The organism is Paenibacillus lentimorbus NRRL B-30488 (genome assembly GCF_000411595.1).
GTDB lineage: Bacteria > Bacillota > Bacilli > Bacillales > Bacillaceae > Bacillus > Bacillus velezensis.
The window spans coordinates 48,952-67,581 of record NZ_ANAT01000024.1 but is presented as its reverse complement, the minus strand read 5'-3'; the positions used below and the strand labels follow the sequence as shown (position 1 = coordinate 67,581).

Below are 18,630 nucleotides of genomic sequence, written 5' to 3'. Positions count from 1 at the left end.
TCTCTCCTTTTTATCAGTCTTTCCACGGATATGTCCAATACACTTCTTCTTCAAACCATGTCTGAAGAACCGGCTCGTTATTTTTAATTTTTCTTCCAGCTCTCTCAGCATGCCTTCCGTTTGGGTGCGGTGCGCTTTTAAGGCATTCATTTTAATATCGGCAACCTCTTTAATATCAAGAATGACATCAGGCTTGCCGACGGCTTCCTCCCTGTTGCGGGTGATTGCCATGCAAAGCGTGCGCGGGCGGTCCTCTTTTTCTTTCTGTAAAGCGCTCTGATGACCGCTTCGCCGCATGCATCATGATCCGGATGGACGCCGTGCTCCGGATAGAATGTGACAATCAGACTCGGTTTTACATCGTCGATAATCTCTTCCATCATATCCGCGAGCCACTCGTCATCTTCAAATTCAAGTGTTTTATCACGAAGCCCGAGCATTCTCAGGTCAGTAATGTCCATTGCTTTGCATGCGTCAATCAGCTCTTGCTTTCTTAACAGCGGCAGTGTTTCACGGTTCGCGAAAAAGGGATCTCCCATGTTCCGGCCCATTTCGCCAAGCGTTGCGCATGCATACGTAACGGGAATATCTTTTTGTCTGTGTAAAGCAATCAGTCCTGCCACTCCGTATGATTCATCATCAGGGTGAGGCAGGATGACGAGTACATGTTCTTTCATGATTTTCACCCTTCTCTTTAAACTGTAAACGGCTTTTCGCTGATTTGAAGCGAAATCGCCAATTTTCCGCCCGGCAGATGCCCCGCCATTAACAGACGGTCTTCGTCATCTACTGTATACTCAGTCAAACCTTCTGCGTAAATCCAGCCCTCTTCTGTTTTCAAACCGACGCGGTACGGGCCGTTTCCTTTGATTTTCGCCTGATGGTACGTCACTTTTGCATTGCGTATATAGGCTACAACCGTCATGTTTTTCTCATTCAGATGCGCTGAATAAGAACCGGTCGTTGTTTCCAAATGGATATATACAGGACGATCGGCATATCGCTCTAAAGAAGTTTGCACATCTTCTTTTATGATCGCTTTCATAGCTGCTCCCCTCTTTCTTCTTTTAAAAATTGCAAACGCTTCGTATGTAGTTCAACCAATTCATATTTCTCAATCGGCCGCAGCCGGGAATCTACAATTCGCTGCACCGCCAGAGCAAACTTTTCCTCGGGTGACTTCCGGAGCCTCGGATGTGTTCTTTGATCAAGCAGTTCAAGATCAATCGCCTTCTCCGCTTCTTCAAGGGTTGAAGCCGGGAGAGTGCGGTTATTCCACAGTGCCTGATAGGCTTTTGCTATGTCTTTATCAGTGCCCATTGTACAGCTCCTTTACATACTCGTAATGATTATACATAATTTAAGCTATCGCTGGAAAGCGAAAGGCTTAGCGGCTTTTTATCGGCCGCTTCCATTTTATCTGTGAAAATGTAAACAAAAGCAATGCTGCCCATATACAAATGAAGGTAAACGCTTTTTGCCCGGAAAACGGTTCATGATACACAAACACGCCGAGCATAAGGGTAATGGTCGGCGCTATATATTGCAAAATGCCGACTTGATACAGGGGCAGACGCTTTGCCCCCTCTGCAAACAATAACAGCGGCAGGGCCGTAAATACGCCTGCGAAAAATAGGAGCGCCCATGTTCCTGCCCCCAAGGACCCAAAAGTGCTCCCGTCAGCTGTATATCCTAAATAAATAAGTGCAGCCGGGGTAATCAAAAGCGTCTCCAGCGTCAGCCCGATCGTGCTGGACATGCGGGTTCTTTTTTTACATAAGCCGTACAGTCCGAAGCTGAATGCAAGCAGCAATGCGATATAAGGAACCGCGCCATATTGAAACGCAGATATGAGCACGGCCGCCCCGGCAATAGAAACGGCTGCTGTTTGCATCTTGTTAAGCTTTTCTTTTAAGAATAGGATGCCCAAAAGAACGGAAACGAGCGGATTAATGTAGTACCCGAGACTTGCTTCAAGCAAAAAGCCGTGATTGACGGCCCATATGTACACAAACCAATTAACGGAAATTAAAACGGAAGCGAAAAAAAGCGCCAGCAGGCCCCCTTCCGATTTCAAAAGACGCAGTTCACGCCATCCGGTTTTCCACTTCTTAAGCACAGTTAAAAGCACACACATGAAAACAAATGACCATAAAATCCGGTGAGCTAAAATGTCCAATGCGGGTATTTGTTCAAGAAGTTTCCAATAGACCGGAAACAGCCCCCACATGACGAAAGAACAAGCGGTATAAATGATTCCTTTTCTTACGTTATTCCCTTGCAAGGCCTTCCCCTTCCTTTCTGTAAACAGATTATATTATATCACGGGAAGCTTCCGGCGGGCATATACTATGTTGTCCGTTAAGAAAGGGTGAGATGCCGTGTTTGATTGGAACAGATATTTTCCCTTCCAAAATCAGTTCTCTAAAGAAACGTTTAAAAATGCTGATCCGAAAGATGTCGAGACATATGTCAACCGAGTGATGGAAAGCGTATTCGGCGCCGGTTATGCCGGACAGTTCCCTTTTCGCGACCCGATGTCCAAAAAGACCGATCCGGTCGAAGCGGAACCGCCCAAGCCGGAAATTGACCTGTTTGAAACATCCGATCATGTTTTTGCGAAAATTCCCGCCGAACAAGAGGAACTCGACCGTATCAGGATTAAGCATACGTCACACAGCCTCGTTGTAGAGAACAGCAGTCTGGGAGAAGGAAAAAAGAAATCATACTTCCGAGCCTCGTCAAACGGAAAGGAACAAAAGCAGTCTATAAAGACGGGATGATTGAAGTTATGTTTTCAAAACAGGAAGACTACAATCTATCGGAAGTGGAGATTTTAAGATAAAAAAACGGCCCGCGCGATGCAGGCCGTTTTTTCTTTAATAAAATGGCGGATAACCGCCGGCTCCCGGCCCGAAACCGCCGTATGGGACGCCTCCGTATCCGTAACCGGCGAACCCGTACGGAAAGCGGGGTCTTGTAAAACCTGTGGCAATCACGCCTCCGAGAAGACCGCCTAAAAATCCGCCGAATAAAGGAGCTCCGAACAAAAAAGGACTTCTCGCCGGAAATCCGGCAGGACCGAAATTCCCGCGATACAATGCATGACGAGGGTACATGTTTTTCCTCCTTTATGTCTGCCTATTCTTAAGCGTATTCATAGAATGAGGAAATTGATTGGGCGATTGTAACAACATGTGCCTCTCTTTGATATTGCATTAACGTACAAACATTTTGGTTATAATTTGATTATATTTTGATTAACTGTTATACTTTTTTTACAAGTTGCGACATTATAAAACTGTCAGGGGAATAAAATATGCCATTACTTCGTTTTGACGTTATTGAAGGCCGGGATGACGCAGCATTAAAAAAATTACTGGATACCGCCCATTACGCCATGGTTAAAGCTTTTGACGTCCCAGTAACGGACCGTTATCAGATCGTTCACCAGCATCGGCCTCATGAGCTTATCATTGAAGATACCGGGCTCGGTTTCAAAAGAAGCAAAGATCTTGTCATCATCAGCATTGTCAGCAAAGCGCGCACCGAACATCAGAAAGAAACGTTATATCAACTGATGGCTGATCAGCTTAAAACAGAATGCGGCATATCACCCGAGGACGTCATGATTTCCATTACAGAAAACGGGAACGCCGATTGGAGCTTCGGGCTTGGTGAGGCTCAGTTTTTAACCGGGAAACTGTAAAAGGCCTCCCCGCTTGTTCTGAATGATTGCAAACTGAATAAAAGAGGGATGTATGTTGGTTAGTGAGTTGTATCCTTGTTTGATATGCGGATTTAAAGGATTAGAGACAAATCCCGTTTATAACGGCGAATATCAAAAAACATTTGATATCTGCCCCTGCTGCGGGTTTGAATTCGGCTACAGTGAGGACCATGACGTAAGCTTAGGGTTTATTGTAACGCCTGATCATTTAATTGAAGCGGCATTTCAGTTATACCGGAAACAGTGGATTGAGGGAGGAATGGAACTATTTTCTCCAGATGATGTTCCGGCGGAATGTAAAAATGATCATTTCCTTACATTCGATGCTTTATTAAAGCAATTAAAAGGCTTGAACCTCAATCTGAACAATTTTGATATTAATGGTTTTTATGACGATTAAACATTATCATTAAGAAAAGGCTGCCTTGGGCAGCCTTTATTATTCATCACATGTGTCGTTGGCAGATCCCCCGGGCTCGCAAAAACTGTCTGCCCATTTTTGCATTTCCTGAAAAACGGCTTGCAGGGCCATGCCTTTATCAGTCAGTTTATAAATGACTTTGACAGGTGTTTCAGGCAGCACCTGACGCTCGACGATTTCATTTTGTTCCAGCTCTTTGAGCCGCTCCGCGAGCATTTTTTGGCTGATTGTCGGTATCGTTTCGGTCATATCTTTAAATCGTTTCGGCCCGTCCATCAGTACATGGATAATGAGGCCGTTCCAGCGCTTTCCCAAAAGAGAAAAAGCGGATTCCATTTTAGGACACATTGTATATCCCACGTGAGTTCATCCCTTCATCTATGAATTGACAAGTTTTTTGTGATCCATTAAAATTAGTTTTCGAGTTACATTTAGTAAGCTTCTAACTTTTCTATTATGATAACACGTTTATCCGAAGGAGGAAACATGATGACATCCGTATTAGACGTTTTAAAGGAACGCGCATCTGTTAAAGAATACGATAAAGACGCGGTCATTACAAAAGAGGAATTGACAGAACTCCTTGAAATCACAACACAAGCGCCTTCCGCCTGGAACCTTCAGCATTGGCATTTTCAAGTCTTTCACAGTGATGAAGCAAAAGCTGCCCTGCTTCCGGTAGCTTTTAATCAAAACAGATTATTGATTCATCAGCAGTTATTGCCGTATTAGGCGACTTAAAAGCAAATGAAAATGGTGAAGAAGTTTATGCTGAACTGGCTGAGCAAGGCAATATCACAGAAGAGATTAAACAAACGCTTTTAGGCCAGATTAACGGTGCATACCAAAATGATCAGTTTGCCCGTGATTCAGCATTTTTAAACGCTTCTTTAGCAGCGATGCAGCTGATGCTTGCCGCTAAAGCAAAAGGCTACGACACTTGCGCGATCGGCGGATTCAATAAAGAGCAATTCGTTAAAGAATTCGACGTGAGCGAGCGTTTCGTGCCCGTCATGCTGATTTCAATCGGTAAAGCCGTTAAGCCGGCGCATAAAAGCAACCGGCTGCCTGTATCTAAAGTGTCAACTTGGCTGTAAGATAAAAGAAACCCTTAGTCCGCTTAAGCAGACTAAGGGTTTTTTATAGGAATCGCTCACTGTACCAGGCTCGTGCCTGCTCGGCTTCCTGCTGTGTGAGCTGATGACCGCCCTCCTGCCATTCAAGAGCAACGGATGCATGAGCATCTTTCAGATACTGATAAAGCTCCTCCGATTCTTCTTTTGTACATAGGGGATCGCGTTTTCCCGCACCGATAAACACAGGCAGCCCTTCCATATCAGGCAGCTTCACTCCGCGTATCGGCACCATCGGATGATGCAGAACTGCTCCTTTCAGTACATCTTTATAATGAAACAAAAGACTTGCTGCAATATTGGCGCCGTTTGAATAGCCGGCAGCAATCACGTTTTCTCTGCTGAACCCGTACATTTGCGCCGCTTCATCAATGAAATTCTTTAATTCTTCCGTCCGTTCAATTAAATCTTTCTCGTCAAATACGCCTTCTTTCAGCCGCTTAAAAAAACGGGGCATGCCGTTTTCTGACACTGATCCTCTGACCCCTAGCAGACTTGCGTTCGGATCGATAAAACGTCCGAGCGACAGAAGATCATGTTCATTTCCTCCCGTTCCGTGCAAAAGCAGCAGAACATTTTCTGACGTTCCCTGTTCAAACACATGTTTCATCATCATTCTCCTTTCTCCATTTTGGGCAGAACAGCTGTAATCTGACTGCGATGCTCTTCCAGCCATTCCGGAAGCTTCAGCTCTGTTCCGAGATTTTCAAAGGATTCATCCGTCATAAAGCCCGGTTCATCGGTTGCCATTTCAAATAAAATGCCGCCGCTTTCTCTGAAATAGATTGAAGTAAAGTATGACCTGTCAAGAATGTCAGATAAAGCAAGATGAGAATCAGCAAGAATACCCTTCCACTCCGCCTGCTCTTTTTCGCTAGTGCGGAAAGCGACATGATGAACTGTCCCGTAACCGCCGGCACCTGCTTCTTTCGGCGCAAGGTCAACATCTATAATATGTCCGATCCGTGCCTCCGATTGCAGCCTGACAATCTGATTTTCTTCTCCTGTCTTTGAATAACCGAAGCGTTCTATGAGAAATTGAATGGTTGCTTCAGGACGGTACGAGTACAGAAGAACACCTCTCATGCCTGTGATCGCTTCTTTTTCAGTAATGCCCGGAGGAGTCCATTCACTCTGTCCGCTTCTTTCATCTTCCATTATGGCAAGCGGCAGGTCTTCTGTATCATTAAAGAGAAGGACTTGTTCAGACAGCATGATCTGTTCTTTTACAGACAAACCGTTTTCTTCAAGCCGGCGCTTCCAAAACGCGAGTGCTCCTTTCGGCACGGAAAAATAAATTCTTCCGGCCTGCCCTTTTCCCACGGTTCCCGGGCGGCTTCCCTGAAAAGGAAAAAATGTAATGATCGTGCCCGGCTCTCCGTTTTGGTTGCCGAAATAAAAGTGATAAGTGGCCGGGTCGTCAAAATTAACGGTTTTTTAACGAGCCGCAAACCCAGCACTTCAGTATAAAACCGAAGATTTTCAGCAGGATCTTTTGCAAATGCGGTAACATGGTGCAATCCTTGTGTATTCAATGTATTCACTCCTAAATATCTTGAGTTCGAGATATTAACTATTCTAATTTAATATGAATGAAGATGCAACTAAAGTGTTTCAGTTAAAAAAGTAATAGAATTCTTTTTTTCTGAAAAATATCTTGTGATCTTATCTGACACCTGCTATGATAAGGAGCATTATCAAGTTTCAGGAGGAAAGTAAATGGTCAGAAAAGCACTAATTTTCGTTCTCATCTTAATCCCTTTCAGCCAGCTGGCCCTGCTGTCAGTCGCTAATCGGGTTCATCCGATCATTATCGGGCTGCCTTTTTTTCATTTCTGGCTGCTTTTATGGATCGCAGTCACTCCATTATGTTCGTTTCTTATTTATAGGCTGCAGAAGAAACAAGGAGGACTGGACTGATGCCCGCAAATATAACAGCATTGATCATTACAGCCGTCATCGTTTTAACCGTTGTCTGTATCGGCTTTATAGCCGGAAGAGACAAATCATCACGTACTTCTGTTGAGGAATGGTCTGTCGGCGGAAGACGGTTCGGAGGGCTCCTCGTCTGGTTTTTAGTCGGCGCGGACCTCTATACGGCTTATACGTTTTTAGGCTTGACAAGCACCGCCTACACAGGGGGAAGCGTTGCTTTTTTTGCAATCCCGTATTCTGTTTTGGCGTATTTTATTGCTTATTTCTTTCTGCCGAAGCTGTGGAAAGTGGCAAAAATCCATAAATTAACGACGCTTGCCGATTACGCCCGTGAGCGTTTTGACAGTAAGCTTTTGGCCAGTCTTGTCGCCATTGTCGGCGTTCTTATGCTCATTCCTTATATTTGTCTCCAGCTGAGCGGCATTCAAGATACGCTTCAGGTGGCCGGAACGGGAGTCATTAATGTTAATATGGTCGTCATCATCTCCTTTATTCTTGTAGCGCTGTATACTTTTTTCAGCGGAATTAAAGGGCCGACGTTTACGGCGATTATTAAAGACATTCTGGTGTGGGTGATTATGCTGTTTATGGTCGTCTCACTCCCGCTGATCCATTTTCACGGCTGGACGCCGATGATTCACACTTTGGCTGAAAAAGCGCCGCAAATGCTGACGATTCCGGACTCGGGGCCGAAAGGAATTCCTTGGTTTATCACAGCTTCCATCGTATCTGCGCTGGCGCTCTTTATGTGGGCGCATGCGGCAACCGGCGTATTTACGGCAAAAAGCGCAGATGCCGTCCGCAAAAACAGCATGTTTCTGCCGCTTTATAATATTGTTTTGATTCTTGTTATTTTTCTCGGCTTTATCGCGTTTCTTGTCCTGCCGGAAGATACCAATCCGCGGCTCGCTTTATTGAAGCTGATTCAAACGTCTTACGGCGGAGTCGCGCAGGGCTTTGCTTACTCCACGATCGCCCTTGCGTCATTAATTCCCTGCTCTATCATGGCCATCGGAGCATCAAACTTATTTGCGAATAACTTATATCGGGATTTGATTCACCCGAATGTGTCACCAAGCAAGCTGACGTTGATCACCCGTTCAATGGTATTTGTCGTCATCGGGCTCGCGCTTTTATTCGGTATGCTGTTCCCGACTGCGCTCGTTACCCTTCAGCTTCTCGGTGTTTCCGGCATGGTTCAGATCTTTCCGGCTATCGCCGTCAGTCTGTTTTGGAAGAATCAAACGAAAGAAGCGACAATTATCGGTCTTCTCGTCGGTCTTCTCGTGACATTTACGGTAAATATCACCCAATCCGCCCACGGTATATATGAAGGGTTTTGGGGTTTGACCGCTAACATGGCTGCCGTTATTATCCTTAACCCGTTTTTTGTAAAAAAAGCGGCTTCAAACGCCGTCAAAGACGGTTTATTCAATAAAGCGCCTACTGATAAACTGAACCAAAAAGGCGCTTAACAGAAAGAAGCCGGCACGTAAATGTGCCGGTTTTTTACTTTTTGTGCTGCCATTTGTAGGTGGCGACGGTTTTTGCCGGGATGACGGCTTCAAACTGCCGATTTTCTGAAACGACATGGAATTTTTGTTCTGAAGATGTCTGGTTGATTACGACTGTCACAATGGATTGATCAGGATTAAGAAACGATACATTCGAGACTGTGTTTTTGGAGCCGTAATTACTTTCTATCCGCTTTGCTCCCCGGTCGATAAATTTTGAAAAGTTGCCTGTCATATGAAAGATCGGGATATTCCAATAGCGGTCAGGGTTTTTAGCATCCTGAATAAACAGCGTCGGGTCTGGGGTGCCTATCCAATGATGCGTCTTAATTTGACTGTCGAGCATCGTCACCCACGCATTGTAGCTCGACGTGCCGTTGCGGAAATACTGTGCGATCCGATCCGCCCCTGCCGTCCCCCAGACAGACCGCTCCGTTAAGTGAATAGATTGATCAGGATATCTCTTTCCGATTTCCGACATGACAGAAAGGTCACCGTCATAATCGTGAAAAGCGATGCCGTCTGCCGCCCGGTTTCCTTTTTTATCATCTAAAATCGGCGGAATATAGTTCCACGCCCCGCTCGCATTGTGATCATAAATCCAAATTTTCGTGTCAATTATGTGTTTTTTCAATTCTTTTTTCACGGCTATCGCCAGTTTGCGCTGCTGAGACGGCGGCATGTACATGCTCGGATAGTCGATTTCCAGCAATGGTTCATTTTGAAGGGTCATCGCATAAATCGGAATTCCCTGCTTTTCGTACGCCTCAATAAATTTGCGGAAGTAAACGGCCAGTGCGCCGATATATTTATCTTTCAGCTTTCCCCGCTTGAGGTTTTCATTCGTTTTCATCCAAGCCGGCGGGCTCCACGGTGAGGCGATGATTTTCAGTTCCGGATTTATCGCCAGCGCTTCCTTGATGGTTGCTGTAATGTGTAAATCAATATCCTTTTGGATCGAGAAATGATGGAGCTTAGGATCTGTTTGGCCTTCAGGCATATCGTCATACGTATAAAATTCCTGTGCCGTAAAATCAGATGTCCCGATCGTTATGCGCATAACGTCCATGCCGATACCATCTTTGGGATCAACCAATTTTTTCAGCACTTCTTTTCTTTTTGCGGGTGTCATTTTTGATAAATTATAGATTGTGGATTCTTCCAGGGACGATCCTACGCCTAACACACTTTGATAGCGGCGCGACGGTTCAATATAAACGGCGGAGGAGTCAGAAGCCTTCTTTTTTGTCCATGTAAGCGGTGTTTGTTCGTCTAAGGCGTATTTCACTTCCAGCGGCCCGTCATACCACGTACGGGAAGCCGGATCTTTTTCAGAACTGAACCACACCCTTACTTTGTTTTTGTCTGAAGCCTTCCGATCAGCTGCATACACTTCGGTTTCTGTGCTGCTTGATATGAAAAAGAAAACATAAGAAAAACCAGGGTCATGTGCAGACTTTTTTTAAAAAACATGAACCACCATCCCTTTCCTTATTTTTATAAGCGATTCTAAATGAAAAGCCGGACAGTCACCTCCTTCCCGCTTAAATGAATGCGCTTTCAAAACCACTGATAAAAAGCCGGCTTCACACAACAGTGAAGCCTTCCCTTTTTACACCTTTAGGATACATATGCGCCGTTTGTTTCAATCACTTTTTTATACCATTCAAATGAGTCTTTCTTAAGCCGCTTCATTGAACCGTTGCCTTCATTATCCCGATCAACATAAATCATGCCGTAGCGTTTTTTCATTTCTCCGGTTGTAAATGACACGATATCAATAATTCCCCATGGTGTATAGCCCATTACATCCACGCCATCATATGTGACTGCTTTTTCCAAAGCTTTTATATGTGACGATAAATATTCAATTCTTGAAGCGTCATGAATTGAACCGTCCTCTTCTAATGTGTCAATGGCGCCGAATCCGTTTTCCACGATAAATAATGGAATCTGGTAGCGGTCGTATAAGCGGTTTAATGTGTACCGTAAACCGGTCGGGTCAATCGCCCAGCCCCAATCACTCGCTGTAATATAAGGATTTTCCACGCCGTTTGGCAATCCTCCGTTTACGACATCCCCGGTATTATCGTTTATCACGTCACTTTTTACGGTAGTGGACATGTAATAGCTGAATCCGAGGTAGTCCACTCGGCCGTTTTTCAAAATCTCTTCATCACCGTCTTCAAAGTGTATCTGATAGCCTTCTCTTTCAAACTCTTTTAACGCATAGCTTGGATAATATCCGCGAACCTGCACGTCCGGGAAGAAAAAACGCTGTCTCATCGTTTCTTCAGCCAGCATCACATCATCGGGGTGAGATGAGTACGGGTAAATCGGGACATGTGATACCATCGCGCCGATCCTGAACTCGGGATTGATTTCTCTTCCCTTCGAAACTGCCAATGCGCTTGCCAGCAGTTCGTGATGGCCGGCCTGATACATGACTTCTTTTGCGTTTTCGTTTTCTTTAACGGCGACGCCCGAGTTCGTCCATAAAAAGATCGGATTATTCACATCCATCTTATTGTTGATTTCGTTAAACGTCATCCAATATTTCACCTTATGTTTATAACGTTCAAAACACACTTCAGCGAATTTCACAAAAAACCCGACTGTTTTTCTGTTTCTGAAACCGCCGTATTCCCTCGCCAAATGCAGCGGCATCTCAAAATGTGACAAGGTGATTACCGGTTCAATCCCATGTTTCAGCAATTCATCAAACACCCGGTCGTAAAAAGCCAATCCTTCCTCATTGGGCTCGGCTTCATCACCTTTAGGAAAAATTCTGCTCCAGCCGATGGACGTTCTTAAACATTTCAGGCCCAACTCGCTGAATAATGCGATGTCCTCTTTATAACGATGATAAAAATCGATCGCTTCATGATTCGGATAAAATTCCCGCTCTTCAATTGTATCTGTTATTTTCCGGGGCACACCATGCGCGCCTGCCGTCATGACGTCCACTACACTCGGCCCCTTGCCGCCTTTATTCCATCCCCCTTCAAATTGGTGGGCGGCCAGAGCGCCTCCCCATAAAAAATCTTTTGGCAATGTCCCCATCGTTTATATCCTCCTTTATTTGACTGCCGCTTGCATGCCGAATAAATGCACTGCAGCAGCTTCAAGCACCGCTTCGCAAGTGTAGAAGAATTCCTGCCTTCATTTTCATATTATACATTTACATTATAATTGTACCGGTATAATTTATCAATACATAAACAATTATAGTTAATTTACGAAATGGCTTTTAAAAACGATTATGCTATAATTCTGAAAGAAGCGGGACAATAAATGAATGAGGAATGTATATGTTAAAATACCAGCAAATCGCGTTAGATATTGAAAAATACATAGAAGAACATCAGCTGCAGCAAGGGGATAAACTGCCTGTGCTGCAAACCTTAATGACCCGGTTTAACGTGAGCAAAAGCACGATCACCAAGTCCTTAGATTTATTAGAAAAAAGGGGATTGTGTTTCAAGTGAGGGGAAGCGGCATTTTTGTCAGACGGAATAAAAGAAAAGGGTATATCAGCCTGCTTTCTAATCAGGGATTTAAAGAATCACTTGAAGATTTTAATGTCACTTCCAAATTATTAGCGCTGGAAGTGAGAAAACCCACGCCTGAGGCTGCCCAAAATCTGAATATGCCGCCTGACGGCGACGTGTATTATGTCAAGCGAATCCGATATATTGACGGGCTGACATTGTGTATCGAAGAGTCATTTTACAACAAATCGATTATTACGTATTTGAATAAAGAGATCGTGGCAGAATCAATATTTGATTATATTAGAGAAGGTCTCGGGTTAAAGCGCGGTTTTTCAGATTTATATCTGTACGCGGGGATGTTAAATGAGGAAGAAGCGGAGTACTTAGGTCTGTTTACAGGAGCGCCTAAGCTTTGCGTTGAAACGATTTTTCATTTAACCAACGGCCAGCCGTTTGACTTCTCAAAAGTCACCTATCACTATGAGCAATCACAGTTTTTCATTCAGGCGAACAGCCACCTTTTTGAACAGGAAACGACATAAGGCGGGCTTTTCGCAAACAAAAACACCCCATGCGCGAGCGACGCATCGGGTGTTTTTTACTATTTCATATTCTTATTTAATGTTTCAACGGCTTTTTTCATTTGTGTATCGTTGTCCGCAAGCTGTTTTTGCAGATCCGTCATCAATTTTGCCGTTGTGTCTCCTGTTAAAATGCCTGTTTGTTTCAGTTTCTCTTTTGCTTGGAATTGTTTGACTGCTTGTTCAAATGCTTTATCATATGTGCCGTTTACATTCACGCTGTACCCCAGCGCTTTCAGCATTTTTTGGGCATTGGTGACGGTCGTTCCGGAATCCCCGTATTTGTATGTTTTTTCGCATCTAAATACGGCAGGTTCGCATATTCAGGAAGCTTAACCTGATATTGCGGTTTGATTCCTTTTTATGAATCCACTCTCCGTCCGCTGTCAGCCATTTTGCGATTGTCAGTTTAACGGTAGAACCGTCGCTGTAATCTTTTGCCGTCTGCACGGTTCCTTTTCCGAACGTTTTCTCGCCGATCAGCGGAATTCCGGATGATTCATGCAGCGCAGCCGACATGATTTCCGCGGCGCTCGCGGTGCCGTCATTGACGAGGACGACTGTCGGTTTTGTCACTTTGCGCTCTTTCGTCGCTTTCATGACTTCTTTCGTGCCGTCTTTGTATTCGACCTGCATGATATTTTTCCCTTTATCGATAAACATGTTGCTCATTTTGATGGCTTCATCCATCAGGCCGCCCGGGTTGCCCCTTAAATCGAGAATGTATCCTTTCGCTCCTTGTTTTTCGAGGCTGTCAATGGCTGAATTCAGCTCTTTTGCCGTCGATTCGGAGAAGGATGTGATTTGGATTTCGCCGATGTCTCCTTTTTTCATTTCAGAGTACACCGTTTCAACCGGGATGGTGTCACGTTTGATCGACAGGTTCAGATCGCCGACACCCGCTCTGTGCAGCACAAGCTTGACGTTTGTTCCCTTTTTGCCGCGGATTAATGCGACGGCTTCGTTTACATTAAGGCCTTTAACGCTTTTGCCGTTGACCTTCAAGATCTGGTCATTCGGTTTAACCCCCGCTTTTTCCGCGGGTGACCCTTTAATCGGCGATACGATCAGGATGCTGCCGTCCTTTTCTTCCACTTGTGCGCCGATGCCTTCAAACGAAGCGGAAATTGTTTCTTCAAACGACTTTCCTTCCTGAGGATCCATATAAGAAGAATACGGATCATCCAGGGAACTGATCATGCCTTTTATCGCTCCGTCTACTAATTTGCTGTCATCTGTTTTTTGATAGTAATCACTTTTAATCTGCTCATAGGCTTTATTGAATTTCTCAAATTTGCTGTTCGTCAAAGCAGCCGAGCCTTGTCCGAAAATGGTCGTATTGCCCGTGATAAACAGCGTAAGCGCCGAGGCTGCGACCGCAGTGATCAATATAATAAAAAACAGTTTAAATTGCCGCTTCAAGAAAACACCACCTTTTTATTCTTACATTATTATCATAGACGAACGCTCATTCGTCAACTTCAAACGTGAGGCGCCCTTCTTTCCCATTTACCCAAACCTATGCTTTTCTCTCAACATATGCTGAGGAAAAAAGGAGGATTCGGCCTTTGAGCAAATATTTAGAAATGCTGTCCTTATTCGGAGTCGGAGGGGCTCACCCGGGCGGGCTCGCTTTTTCCAAAGCCGTTCTCACAAAAGCGGCTCCTCCTCCTGGCGAACCGATTCTTGACGCCGGCTGCGGAACGGGACAGACGGCTGCTTATCTCGGCCACCTGCTGTATCCCGTCACCTGTGTGGATAAGGATCCCCTTATGCTTGAAAAAGCAGCAAAACGATTTGCCGCTGAAGGCTTAACCATTCCGGGCTATTTGGCGGAGCTTGAGCGGCTTCCGTTTGCTGAAAATCAATTTTCCGCCGTTCTTTCCGAATCAGTTCTCACCTTTTCAAATCTTGATTCATCGCTGTCTGAAATCCTGCGGGTCCTTAAACCCGGGGGCATGCTGATCGGCATTGAAGCTGCTTTACAAAAGCCCATGCCGGAAAACGCCATCACGCAGATAAAAGACTTCTACGGTTTTACCGTATTGCAGGATGAAACGGCATGGAAACAGAGATTGCTTCAGCAAGGCTTTCAGAAAGCGGATTTCATTCCCGCTGTCTATGAAAACAATGCGCAGGAGCCGACTACAGAAATGGATTTATCGCCCGTTATTCAGCCGGTTCACTACGATACGCTGACGGCTCATTACGAGCTTATGCAGACGTACCGTGAATATATGGGACACTGCGCTTTTGTCGCTTACAAGTAAAACGGCAATTGTCCTCCTGTTTTCGTCCAACCTTTTTACCGCACTCTATCATAAGCTGACATAGAAAGATAGGTTGGATAGGAGGAGAAAAGATGCAAAACTATTATCATCTTTGCCGGCAGCACCAAGGAAAAGTAGCAAGAATTACAGAACGAAACGGCAGAGTCCACGTCGGAAGAATCGTACGGGTGACTAACAGCAAAGTGTATATCACCCCTGTCGGCGGCCGTCACAGAGGGTACGGATTCGGTTATTGGGGAGGAGGCTGGGGAGGCTGGGGAGCAGCCTACGGTATCGGCCTTGGTTTCATTACCGGATTTGCGCTTGGAGGTCTGCTCTTCTGGTAATAAAGAAAGCCCGCTTTCTATTTTTCAAGCGGGCTTCTTCTCATTACACTTTCTTTACTTCATTAAAATATTCTTCAAGCGTTAATTGATGGTCATGGATGGCTTTTGCCGCTTTTTTGCCTACATAGCGTAAATGCCATGGTTCATACTCATACTTTGTAACATTTTCTTTGCCTTTAGGATAGCGGATGATAAAGCCGTATTCATACGCATGGTCTTTCACCCATTTGCCGTCCGCCGTGTTTCCGAACGCTTCATTCAGCTCATATCCGTTGCTTTTGCTGGAGATGTCCATGGCAAGCCCCGTCTGGTGTTCGCTTTGCCCCGGATATGCGACGGCTTCTTTCGCCTTTTTTTCACCTTTCAGACTGACTTCATTATCGAAAATAACTTTCTGTCTGTCATAAGAGCGGTATCCTGAAACAGCAACCAGGTCATAACCTTCTTTTTCCCGGCGCTGAATAGTTCCGCCAAAGCATCGGCGGCAGGTTTGCGGATATATCGTTTCTCGATCTTCTCAGTAAAAGAAAATTCGACTTTCGGGATCACGAGATCATTCGGTTTATAATCTCCCGGCAGCGTATATGTCTTATTTACGAGCGCAAGTGTATTTGTCGGGTTTTGAATGGTCTCAAGCCCGTTCACTTCTTTAATATCATTAAAATATTTGCTCTCCAATACAAAATCGCTGTTTTCTGTCTTCGTTGTCTTTTTGCTTGATGTGTCATCTGATTGTTTTGTTTCAGCTGCTGTTTTTGTGTCCTTATGGCTGTCGCCGCCTGAAATGCTGCAGCCGGTGCCCACGATTGCGGTTACGCTGAGAGCGGCAGCGAGCGAGAACCATTTAGTGGATTTCTTCATTTTACCCTTACCTTTCTTTTTTTGAATCAGGGCGATGCATAAAGAAGAGGGCTGCTTTAATCAGCATAACCCTCATCTCAAGTTTACGATACAGTATGCAGCGCCAGTTTAATCATATCATGAAAAGTCGTTTGACGCTCTTCTGCCGTTGTTTCTTCTCCCGTTAATACGTGATCGCTTACAGTCAGGATAGACAGCGCTTTTTTTGCCGTATTTAGCGGCAAGCGTATATAAAGCAGTCGTTTCCATCTCTACGCCGAGGACGCCGTATCTGGCAAGCTTTTCGATTTGGGAGTCTTCATTGTAAAACTGATCGGCGGTGAAGACGCTTCCGACCGCTACGGGAAGATTGTTTTTTTGCGCTTCCTGGTACGCTTTATGAAGCAGTTCGAAGTCTGCGCAAGGAGCATAATCTACACTGCCGAAGGCGACACGGTTCATCTGTGAATCTGTTGAAGACGTCATCGCCAAAATCACGTCACGCACCTTCACGTCATTACGGATGGCTCCGCATGAGCCGACTCTGATTAAGTTTTGAACATCATAGCTTTGAATCAGTTCATTCACATAAATAGAGATAGACGGAACACCCATGCCGGTGCCTTGGACTGATACTTTTTTGCCGTTATATGTACCCGTAAATCCGTACATTCCTCTGACTTCATTATAGCATTCCACATTTTCAAGATACGTTTCCGCAATAAATTTCGCTCGGAGCGGATCTCCCGGCAAAAGCACTGTATCCGCAATTTGGCCTTTTTCTGCGTTTATATGTACACTCATTTCCTTTTCCTCCTGCCTATTCAAACTCCCACCCATTGTACACTGAATAACGGTAAGAGACAATCATCAGCATGATCAGGGCGATCTTGGGCAGAATATGCGGGATGACAGCCTAAAGAAAAAGGAGTGAACATAATGGGCAAAAAACAGCGCAACCGGGTGACCGGCCAGAAAAAGAACAATCACGTGCCCGTTTCAGACGTCATTGCAGCTGATGAAGCGCATGGAAAAGAGCATTCCGCCGCTAAACGGAAGCCTTAACACTGTCTTTCCCAGACAATACGGAAGCCGGCTGAAGATTCAGCCGGCCCCGTCTTACCTCGGCTGGACGAGCAGCCGGTTAATTTTGCTCCATCCCGCAGGGTTAAGCCTGTAATAGGTCTTTCCTTTTCTTCCTTCGTCTATGAGTATGACGTCTCCGGTCGCTATGAATCTGGCTTGATAGTCGTTTGGGACCGTATCAGGCACATTAAAAACAGAAAATGCCCTTTCCAGTGCGTCTTGATGATTGTCAGCGGCCAGCTCTGTCCGATAGACGACCCTGTATCCCTTTTTCTCGCCGTAGCGGGGTGTTTGAAAAATCGTCACATCATAGGCACAAGTCTTTTTTTAAACACGGGCAGCGATAACAGCATCAAGATCCCTCCCTCTTATTTCTTAATAGTATTAGCGTTTTTTCTCAATTTTCCTGTCTCTATTTTTGTCGAAACGGATGATACTTTTCGTCAAAGAGCGCAAAAAGCGAAACGAGACAAAGTCCGAGACTGAATCCGGCAAGGACATCCGTCGGAAAATGCGCGCCCAAATAAATTCTGCTGAATCCGATCAGAATGACGAGAACTCCGGTAAAGACGGTGACGGCCCTCTTTCTTTTCGTGAAAAACGGAACATGCTTGATCAAAAAGTAAGCGATGACGGGATACATCACTGCCGAATTCATGGAGTGGCCGCTCGGAAAACTGTATGAGGTTTCATGGACGAGCGGTTCAAAAGCGGGTCTGGCTCTTTCAATCAATTCTTTTATTTTATGTTTACAATCCGTTCAATGAGAAAGAGAAACGGCAAAAAACAACATCCGGCGTTTTTTGTACATATACAGAGCTGCGCCTGTCAAAAGAAGAAGCGGCAAAAGCACCGCGGTCGTGCCGAGCTCCGTTATCCATAACATCAATTCATTCAGCCAGACAGACCTGATCCTGACAGCCGCTTCTATCACACGCTCATCAAAAGCCCGGACGGCTTCTATCCGGATTGCTGCTGCGAGCAGAATAAACAATGCGAAAAGACTTGCTGGCTTGTACAACGTTTTCCCCCCATGTTTCATTCTCCCGAGCTGATTGAAAAAACCGAAGCTTTTTCACTTCGGTTCCGCAGTTTCAGTCTTCATCAAGCTCTTCGTCTATCATACATTTTTCTAATAAATAATCAAAGGTGATGTCGGCTATTTCGAAGATTTCCTCTTCACTCGGTATGTACCCGCGCATAGCAAGCTGACTGTAAAAATAATCAGCTATTTCTTCTGTGTCAATCACAAGATCTATTTCTTTCATGCAAACACCGC

16 protein-coding genes and 10 pseudogenes are annotated in these 18,630 nt (G+C 45.0%); 10 read left to right on the top strand and 16 right to left on the bottom strand.

Annotation, left to right across the window (positions count from 1 at the left end; translation table 11 throughout):
- Nucleotides 1–13: 13 nt before the first annotated feature.
- The 4 genes and pseudogenes from bshB2 to rarD form a co-directional block, all read right to left on the bottom strand.
- Nucleotides 14–677, bottom strand: a pseudogene (gene bshB2, locus D368_RS13840) (bacillithiol biosynthesis deacetylase BshB2).
- A gap of 17 nt (nucleotides 678–694) precedes the next feature.
- A complete protein-coding gene (locus tag D368_RS13835) occupies nucleotides 695–1,045 on the bottom strand; it encodes a YojF family protein (protein ID WP_007611980.1) in 351 nt (116 codons plus the stop codon).
- Nucleotides 1,042–1,320 (bottom strand): hypothetical protein, encoded by a 279-nt coding sequence (locus D368_RS13830; protein ID WP_003153742.1) that lies wholly within the window; start codon nucleotides 1,318–1,320, stop codon nucleotides 1,042–1,044. The genes D368_RS13835 and D368_RS13830 overlap by 4 nt, the downstream gene beginning before the upstream one ends.
- Before the next feature lie 67 nt (nucleotides 1,321–1,387).
- A complete protein-coding gene (rarD, locus tag D368_RS13825; protein WP_003153740.1) occupies nucleotides 1,388–2,284 on the bottom strand; it encodes an EamA family transporter RarD in 897 nt (298 codons plus the stop codon).
- Between the two features lie 97 nt (nucleotides 2,285–2,381).
- Between rarD and D368_RS13820 the strand changes: the two are divergent.
- A pseudogene (locus D368_RS13820) lies at nucleotides 2,382–2,845 on the top strand (spore gernimation protein GerT).
- 34 nt (nucleotides 2,846–2,879) lie between these two features.
- Here the strand turns inward: D368_RS13820 and D368_RS13815 are convergent.
- Nucleotides 2,880–3,119 carry a hypothetical protein gene (locus tag D368_RS13815; protein WP_031379021.1) on the bottom strand — a complete coding sequence of 80 codons (240 nt, stop codon included), beginning with the start codon at nucleotides 3,117–3,119 and terminating at the stop codon, nucleotides 2,880–2,882.
- A gap of 200 nt (nucleotides 3,120–3,319) precedes the next feature.
- On the opposite strand from D368_RS13815, the gene D368_RS13810 reads away from it, so the two are divergent.
- A complete protein-coding gene (locus D368_RS13810) occupies nucleotides 3,320–3,709 on the top strand; it encodes a tautomerase family protein (protein WP_003153733.1) in 390 nt (129 codons plus the stop codon).
- A 52-nt stretch (nucleotides 3,710–3,761) separates the two neighbouring features.
- Nucleotides 3,762–4,130 carry a hypothetical protein gene (locus tag D368_RS13805; RefSeq protein WP_031379020.1) on the top strand — a complete coding sequence of 123 codons (369 nt, stop codon included), beginning with the start codon at nucleotides 3,762–3,764 and terminating at the stop codon, nucleotides 4,128–4,130.
- Between the two features lie 39 nt (nucleotides 4,131–4,169).
- Here D368_RS13805 and yodB read toward each other — a convergent pair whose 3' ends face one another.
- The gene (yodB, locus tag D368_RS13800) at nucleotides 4,170–4,511 is read right to left on the bottom strand and encodes a transcriptional regulator YodB (protein WP_003153729.1); all 342 of its coding nucleotides are present in this window, start codon (nucleotides 4,509–4,511) and stop codon (nucleotides 4,170–4,172) included.
- 129 nt (nucleotides 4,512–4,640) lie between these two features.
- On the opposite strand from yodB, the pseudogene D368_RS13795 reads away from it, so the two are divergent.
- Nucleotides 4,641–5,248, top strand: a pseudogene (locus tag D368_RS13795) (nitroreductase family protein).
- A gap of 43 nt (nucleotides 5,249–5,291) precedes the next feature.
- On the opposite strand, the gene D368_RS13790 reads toward D368_RS13795, so the two are convergent.
- Both D368_RS13790 and D368_RS13785 read right to left on the bottom strand, forming a co-directional pair.
- A complete protein-coding gene (locus D368_RS13790) occupies nucleotides 5,292–5,894 on the bottom strand; it encodes an alpha/beta hydrolase (protein WP_077722464.1) in 603 nt (200 codons plus the stop codon).
- A 2-nt stretch (nucleotides 5,895–5,896) separates the two neighbouring features.
- A pseudogene (locus tag D368_RS13785) lies at nucleotides 5,897–6,819 on the bottom strand (ring-cleaving dioxygenase).
- A gap of 184 nt (nucleotides 6,820–7,003) precedes the next feature.
- Between D368_RS13785 and D368_RS13780 the strand changes: the two are divergent.
- Together D368_RS13780 and D368_RS13775 are read left to right on the top strand one after the other, a co-directional pair.
- Nucleotides 7,004–7,204 carry a DUF3311 domain-containing protein gene (locus tag D368_RS13780; protein WP_003153716.1) on the top strand — a complete coding sequence of 67 codons (201 nt, stop codon included), beginning with the start codon at nucleotides 7,004–7,006 and terminating at the stop codon, nucleotides 7,202–7,204.
- Nucleotides 7,204–8,694, top strand: a complete 1,491-nt coding sequence (locus D368_RS13775) for a sodium:solute symporter family protein (RefSeq protein ID WP_077722466.1) — start codon at nucleotides 7,204–7,206, stop codon at nucleotides 8,692–8,694. Before D368_RS13780 ends, D368_RS13775 begins: the two co-directional genes overlap by 1 nt.
- Nucleotides 8,695–8,728: 34 nt before the next feature.
- On the opposite strand, the pseudogene D368_RS13770 reads toward D368_RS13775, so the two are convergent.
- Both D368_RS13770 and bglA read right to left on the bottom strand, forming a co-directional pair.
- Nucleotides 8,729–10,206, bottom strand: a pseudogene (locus D368_RS13770) (glycoside hydrolase family 30 protein).
- A 147-nt stretch (nucleotides 10,207–10,353) separates the two neighbouring features.
- Nucleotides 10,354–11,796, bottom strand: coding sequence for a 6-phospho-beta-glucosidase BglA (bglA, locus tag D368_RS13765; protein ID WP_003153708.1), 1,443 nt, complete (start codon nucleotides 11,794–11,796; stop codon nucleotides 10,354–10,356).
- Between the two features lie 248 nt (nucleotides 11,797–12,044).
- Between bglA and D368_RS13760 the strand changes: the two are divergent.
- A pseudogene (locus D368_RS13760) lies at nucleotides 12,045–12,769 on the top strand (GntR family transcriptional regulator).
- A 59-nt stretch (nucleotides 12,770–12,828) separates the two neighbouring features.
- Here the strand turns inward: D368_RS13760 and ctpA are convergent.
- Nucleotides 12,829–14,230: pseudogene (ctpA, locus tag D368_RS13755) on the bottom strand (carboxy-terminal processing protease CtpA).
- Between the two features lie 146 nt (nucleotides 14,231–14,376).
- Here ctpA and D368_RS13750 point away from each other — a divergent pair.
- Together D368_RS13750 and D368_RS13745 are read left to right on the top strand one after the other, a co-directional pair.
- Entirely contained in the window at nucleotides 14,377–15,078 is a 702-nt protein-coding gene (locus D368_RS13750; RefSeq protein ID WP_007407947.1) for a class I SAM-dependent methyltransferase, read from the top strand.
- A gap of 92 nt (nucleotides 15,079–15,170) precedes the next feature.
- Entirely contained in the window at nucleotides 15,171–15,425 is a 255-nt protein-coding gene (locus tag D368_RS13745; RefSeq protein ID WP_003153704.1) for a hypothetical protein, read from the top strand.
- A 43-nt stretch (nucleotides 15,426–15,468) separates the two neighbouring features.
- On the opposite strand, the pseudogene D368_RS13740 reads toward D368_RS13745, so the two are convergent.
- Both D368_RS13740 and deoD read right to left on the bottom strand, forming a co-directional pair.
- A pseudogene (locus D368_RS13740) lies at nucleotides 15,469–16,286 on the bottom strand (M15 family metallopeptidase).
- An 83-nt stretch (nucleotides 16,287–16,369) separates the two neighbouring features.
- Nucleotides 16,370–17,069 (bottom strand): annotated as a pseudogene (gene deoD, locus D368_RS13735) (purine-nucleoside phosphorylase).
- Nucleotides 17,070–17,204: 135 nt separating this feature from the next.
- Between deoD and D368_RS13730 the strand changes: the two are divergent.
- Nucleotides 17,205–17,330, top strand: a complete 126-nt coding sequence (locus D368_RS13730; RefSeq protein WP_003153701.1) for a hypothetical protein — start codon at nucleotides 17,205–17,207, stop codon at nucleotides 17,328–17,330.
- A 54-nt stretch (nucleotides 17,331–17,384) separates the two neighbouring features.
- On the opposite strand, the gene D368_RS13725 is transcribed toward D368_RS13730, so the two are convergent.
- The 3 genes and pseudogenes from D368_RS13725 to D368_RS13715 all read right to left on the bottom strand — a co-directional run bounded on the left by D368_RS13725 (nucleotide 17,385) and on the right by D368_RS13715 (nucleotide 18,619).
- Complete coding sequence (locus tag D368_RS13725; protein WP_015240027.1) at nucleotides 17,385–17,657, bottom strand: YodL domain-containing protein; 273 nt, start codon at nucleotides 17,655–17,657, stop codon at nucleotides 17,385–17,387.
- A gap of 106 nt (nucleotides 17,658–17,763) precedes the next feature.
- Nucleotides 17,764–18,372: pseudogene (locus D368_RS13720) on the bottom strand (phosphatase PAP2 family protein).
- A 73-nt stretch (nucleotides 18,373–18,445) separates the two neighbouring features.
- Nucleotides 18,446–18,619 (bottom strand): YozD family protein, encoded by a 174-nt coding sequence (locus D368_RS13715; RefSeq protein WP_003153696.1) that lies wholly within the window; start codon nucleotides 18,617–18,619, stop codon nucleotides 18,446–18,448.
- Between the last annotated feature and the right edge of the window lie 11 nt (nucleotides 18,620–18,630).

Coding starts and splice junctions, on each gene's coding strand:
- D368_RS13835 (WP_007611980.1), bottom strand. CDS start 1,045: ATGAAAGCGATCATAAAAGAAGATGTGCAAACTTCTTTAGAGCGATAT.
- D368_RS13830 (WP_003153742.1), bottom strand. CDS start 1,320: ATGGGCACTGATAAAGACATAGCAAAAGCCTATCAGGCACTGTGGAAT.
- D368_RS13815 (WP_031379021.1), bottom strand. CDS start 3,119: ATGTACCCTCGTCATGCATTGTATCGCGGGAATTTCGGTCCTGCCGGA.
- D368_RS13810 (WP_003153733.1), top strand. CDS start 3,320: ATGCCATTACTTCGTTTTGACGTTATTGAAGGCCGGGATGACGCAGCA.
- D368_RS13805 (WP_031379020.1), top strand. CDS start 3,762: ATGTTGGTTAGTGAGTTGTATCCTTGTTTGATATGCGGATTTAAAGGA.
- D368_RS13790 (WP_077722464.1), bottom strand. CDS start 5,894: ATGAAACATGTGTTTGAACAGGGAACGTCAGAAAATGTTCTGCTGCTT.
- D368_RS13780 (WP_003153716.1), top strand. CDS start 7,004: ATGGTCAGAAAAGCACTAATTTTCGTTCTCATCTTAATCCCTTTCAGC.
- D368_RS13775 (WP_077722466.1), top strand. CDS start 7,204: ATGCCCGCAAATATAACAGCATTGATCATTACAGCCGTCATCGTTTTA.
- bglA (WP_003153708.1), bottom strand. CDS start 11,796: ATGGGGACATTGCCAAAAGATTTTTTATGGGGAGGCGCTCTGGCCGCC.
- D368_RS13745 (WP_003153704.1), top strand. CDS start 15,171: ATGCAAAACTATTATCATCTTTGCCGGCAGCACCAAGGAAAAGTAGCA.
- D368_RS13730 (WP_003153701.1), top strand. CDS start 17,205: ATGGGCAAAAAACAGCGCAACCGGGTGACCGGCCAGAAAAAGAACAAT.
- D368_RS13715 (WP_003153696.1), bottom strand. CDS start 18,619: ATGAAAGAAATAGATCTTGTGATTGACACAGAAGAAATAGCTGATTAT.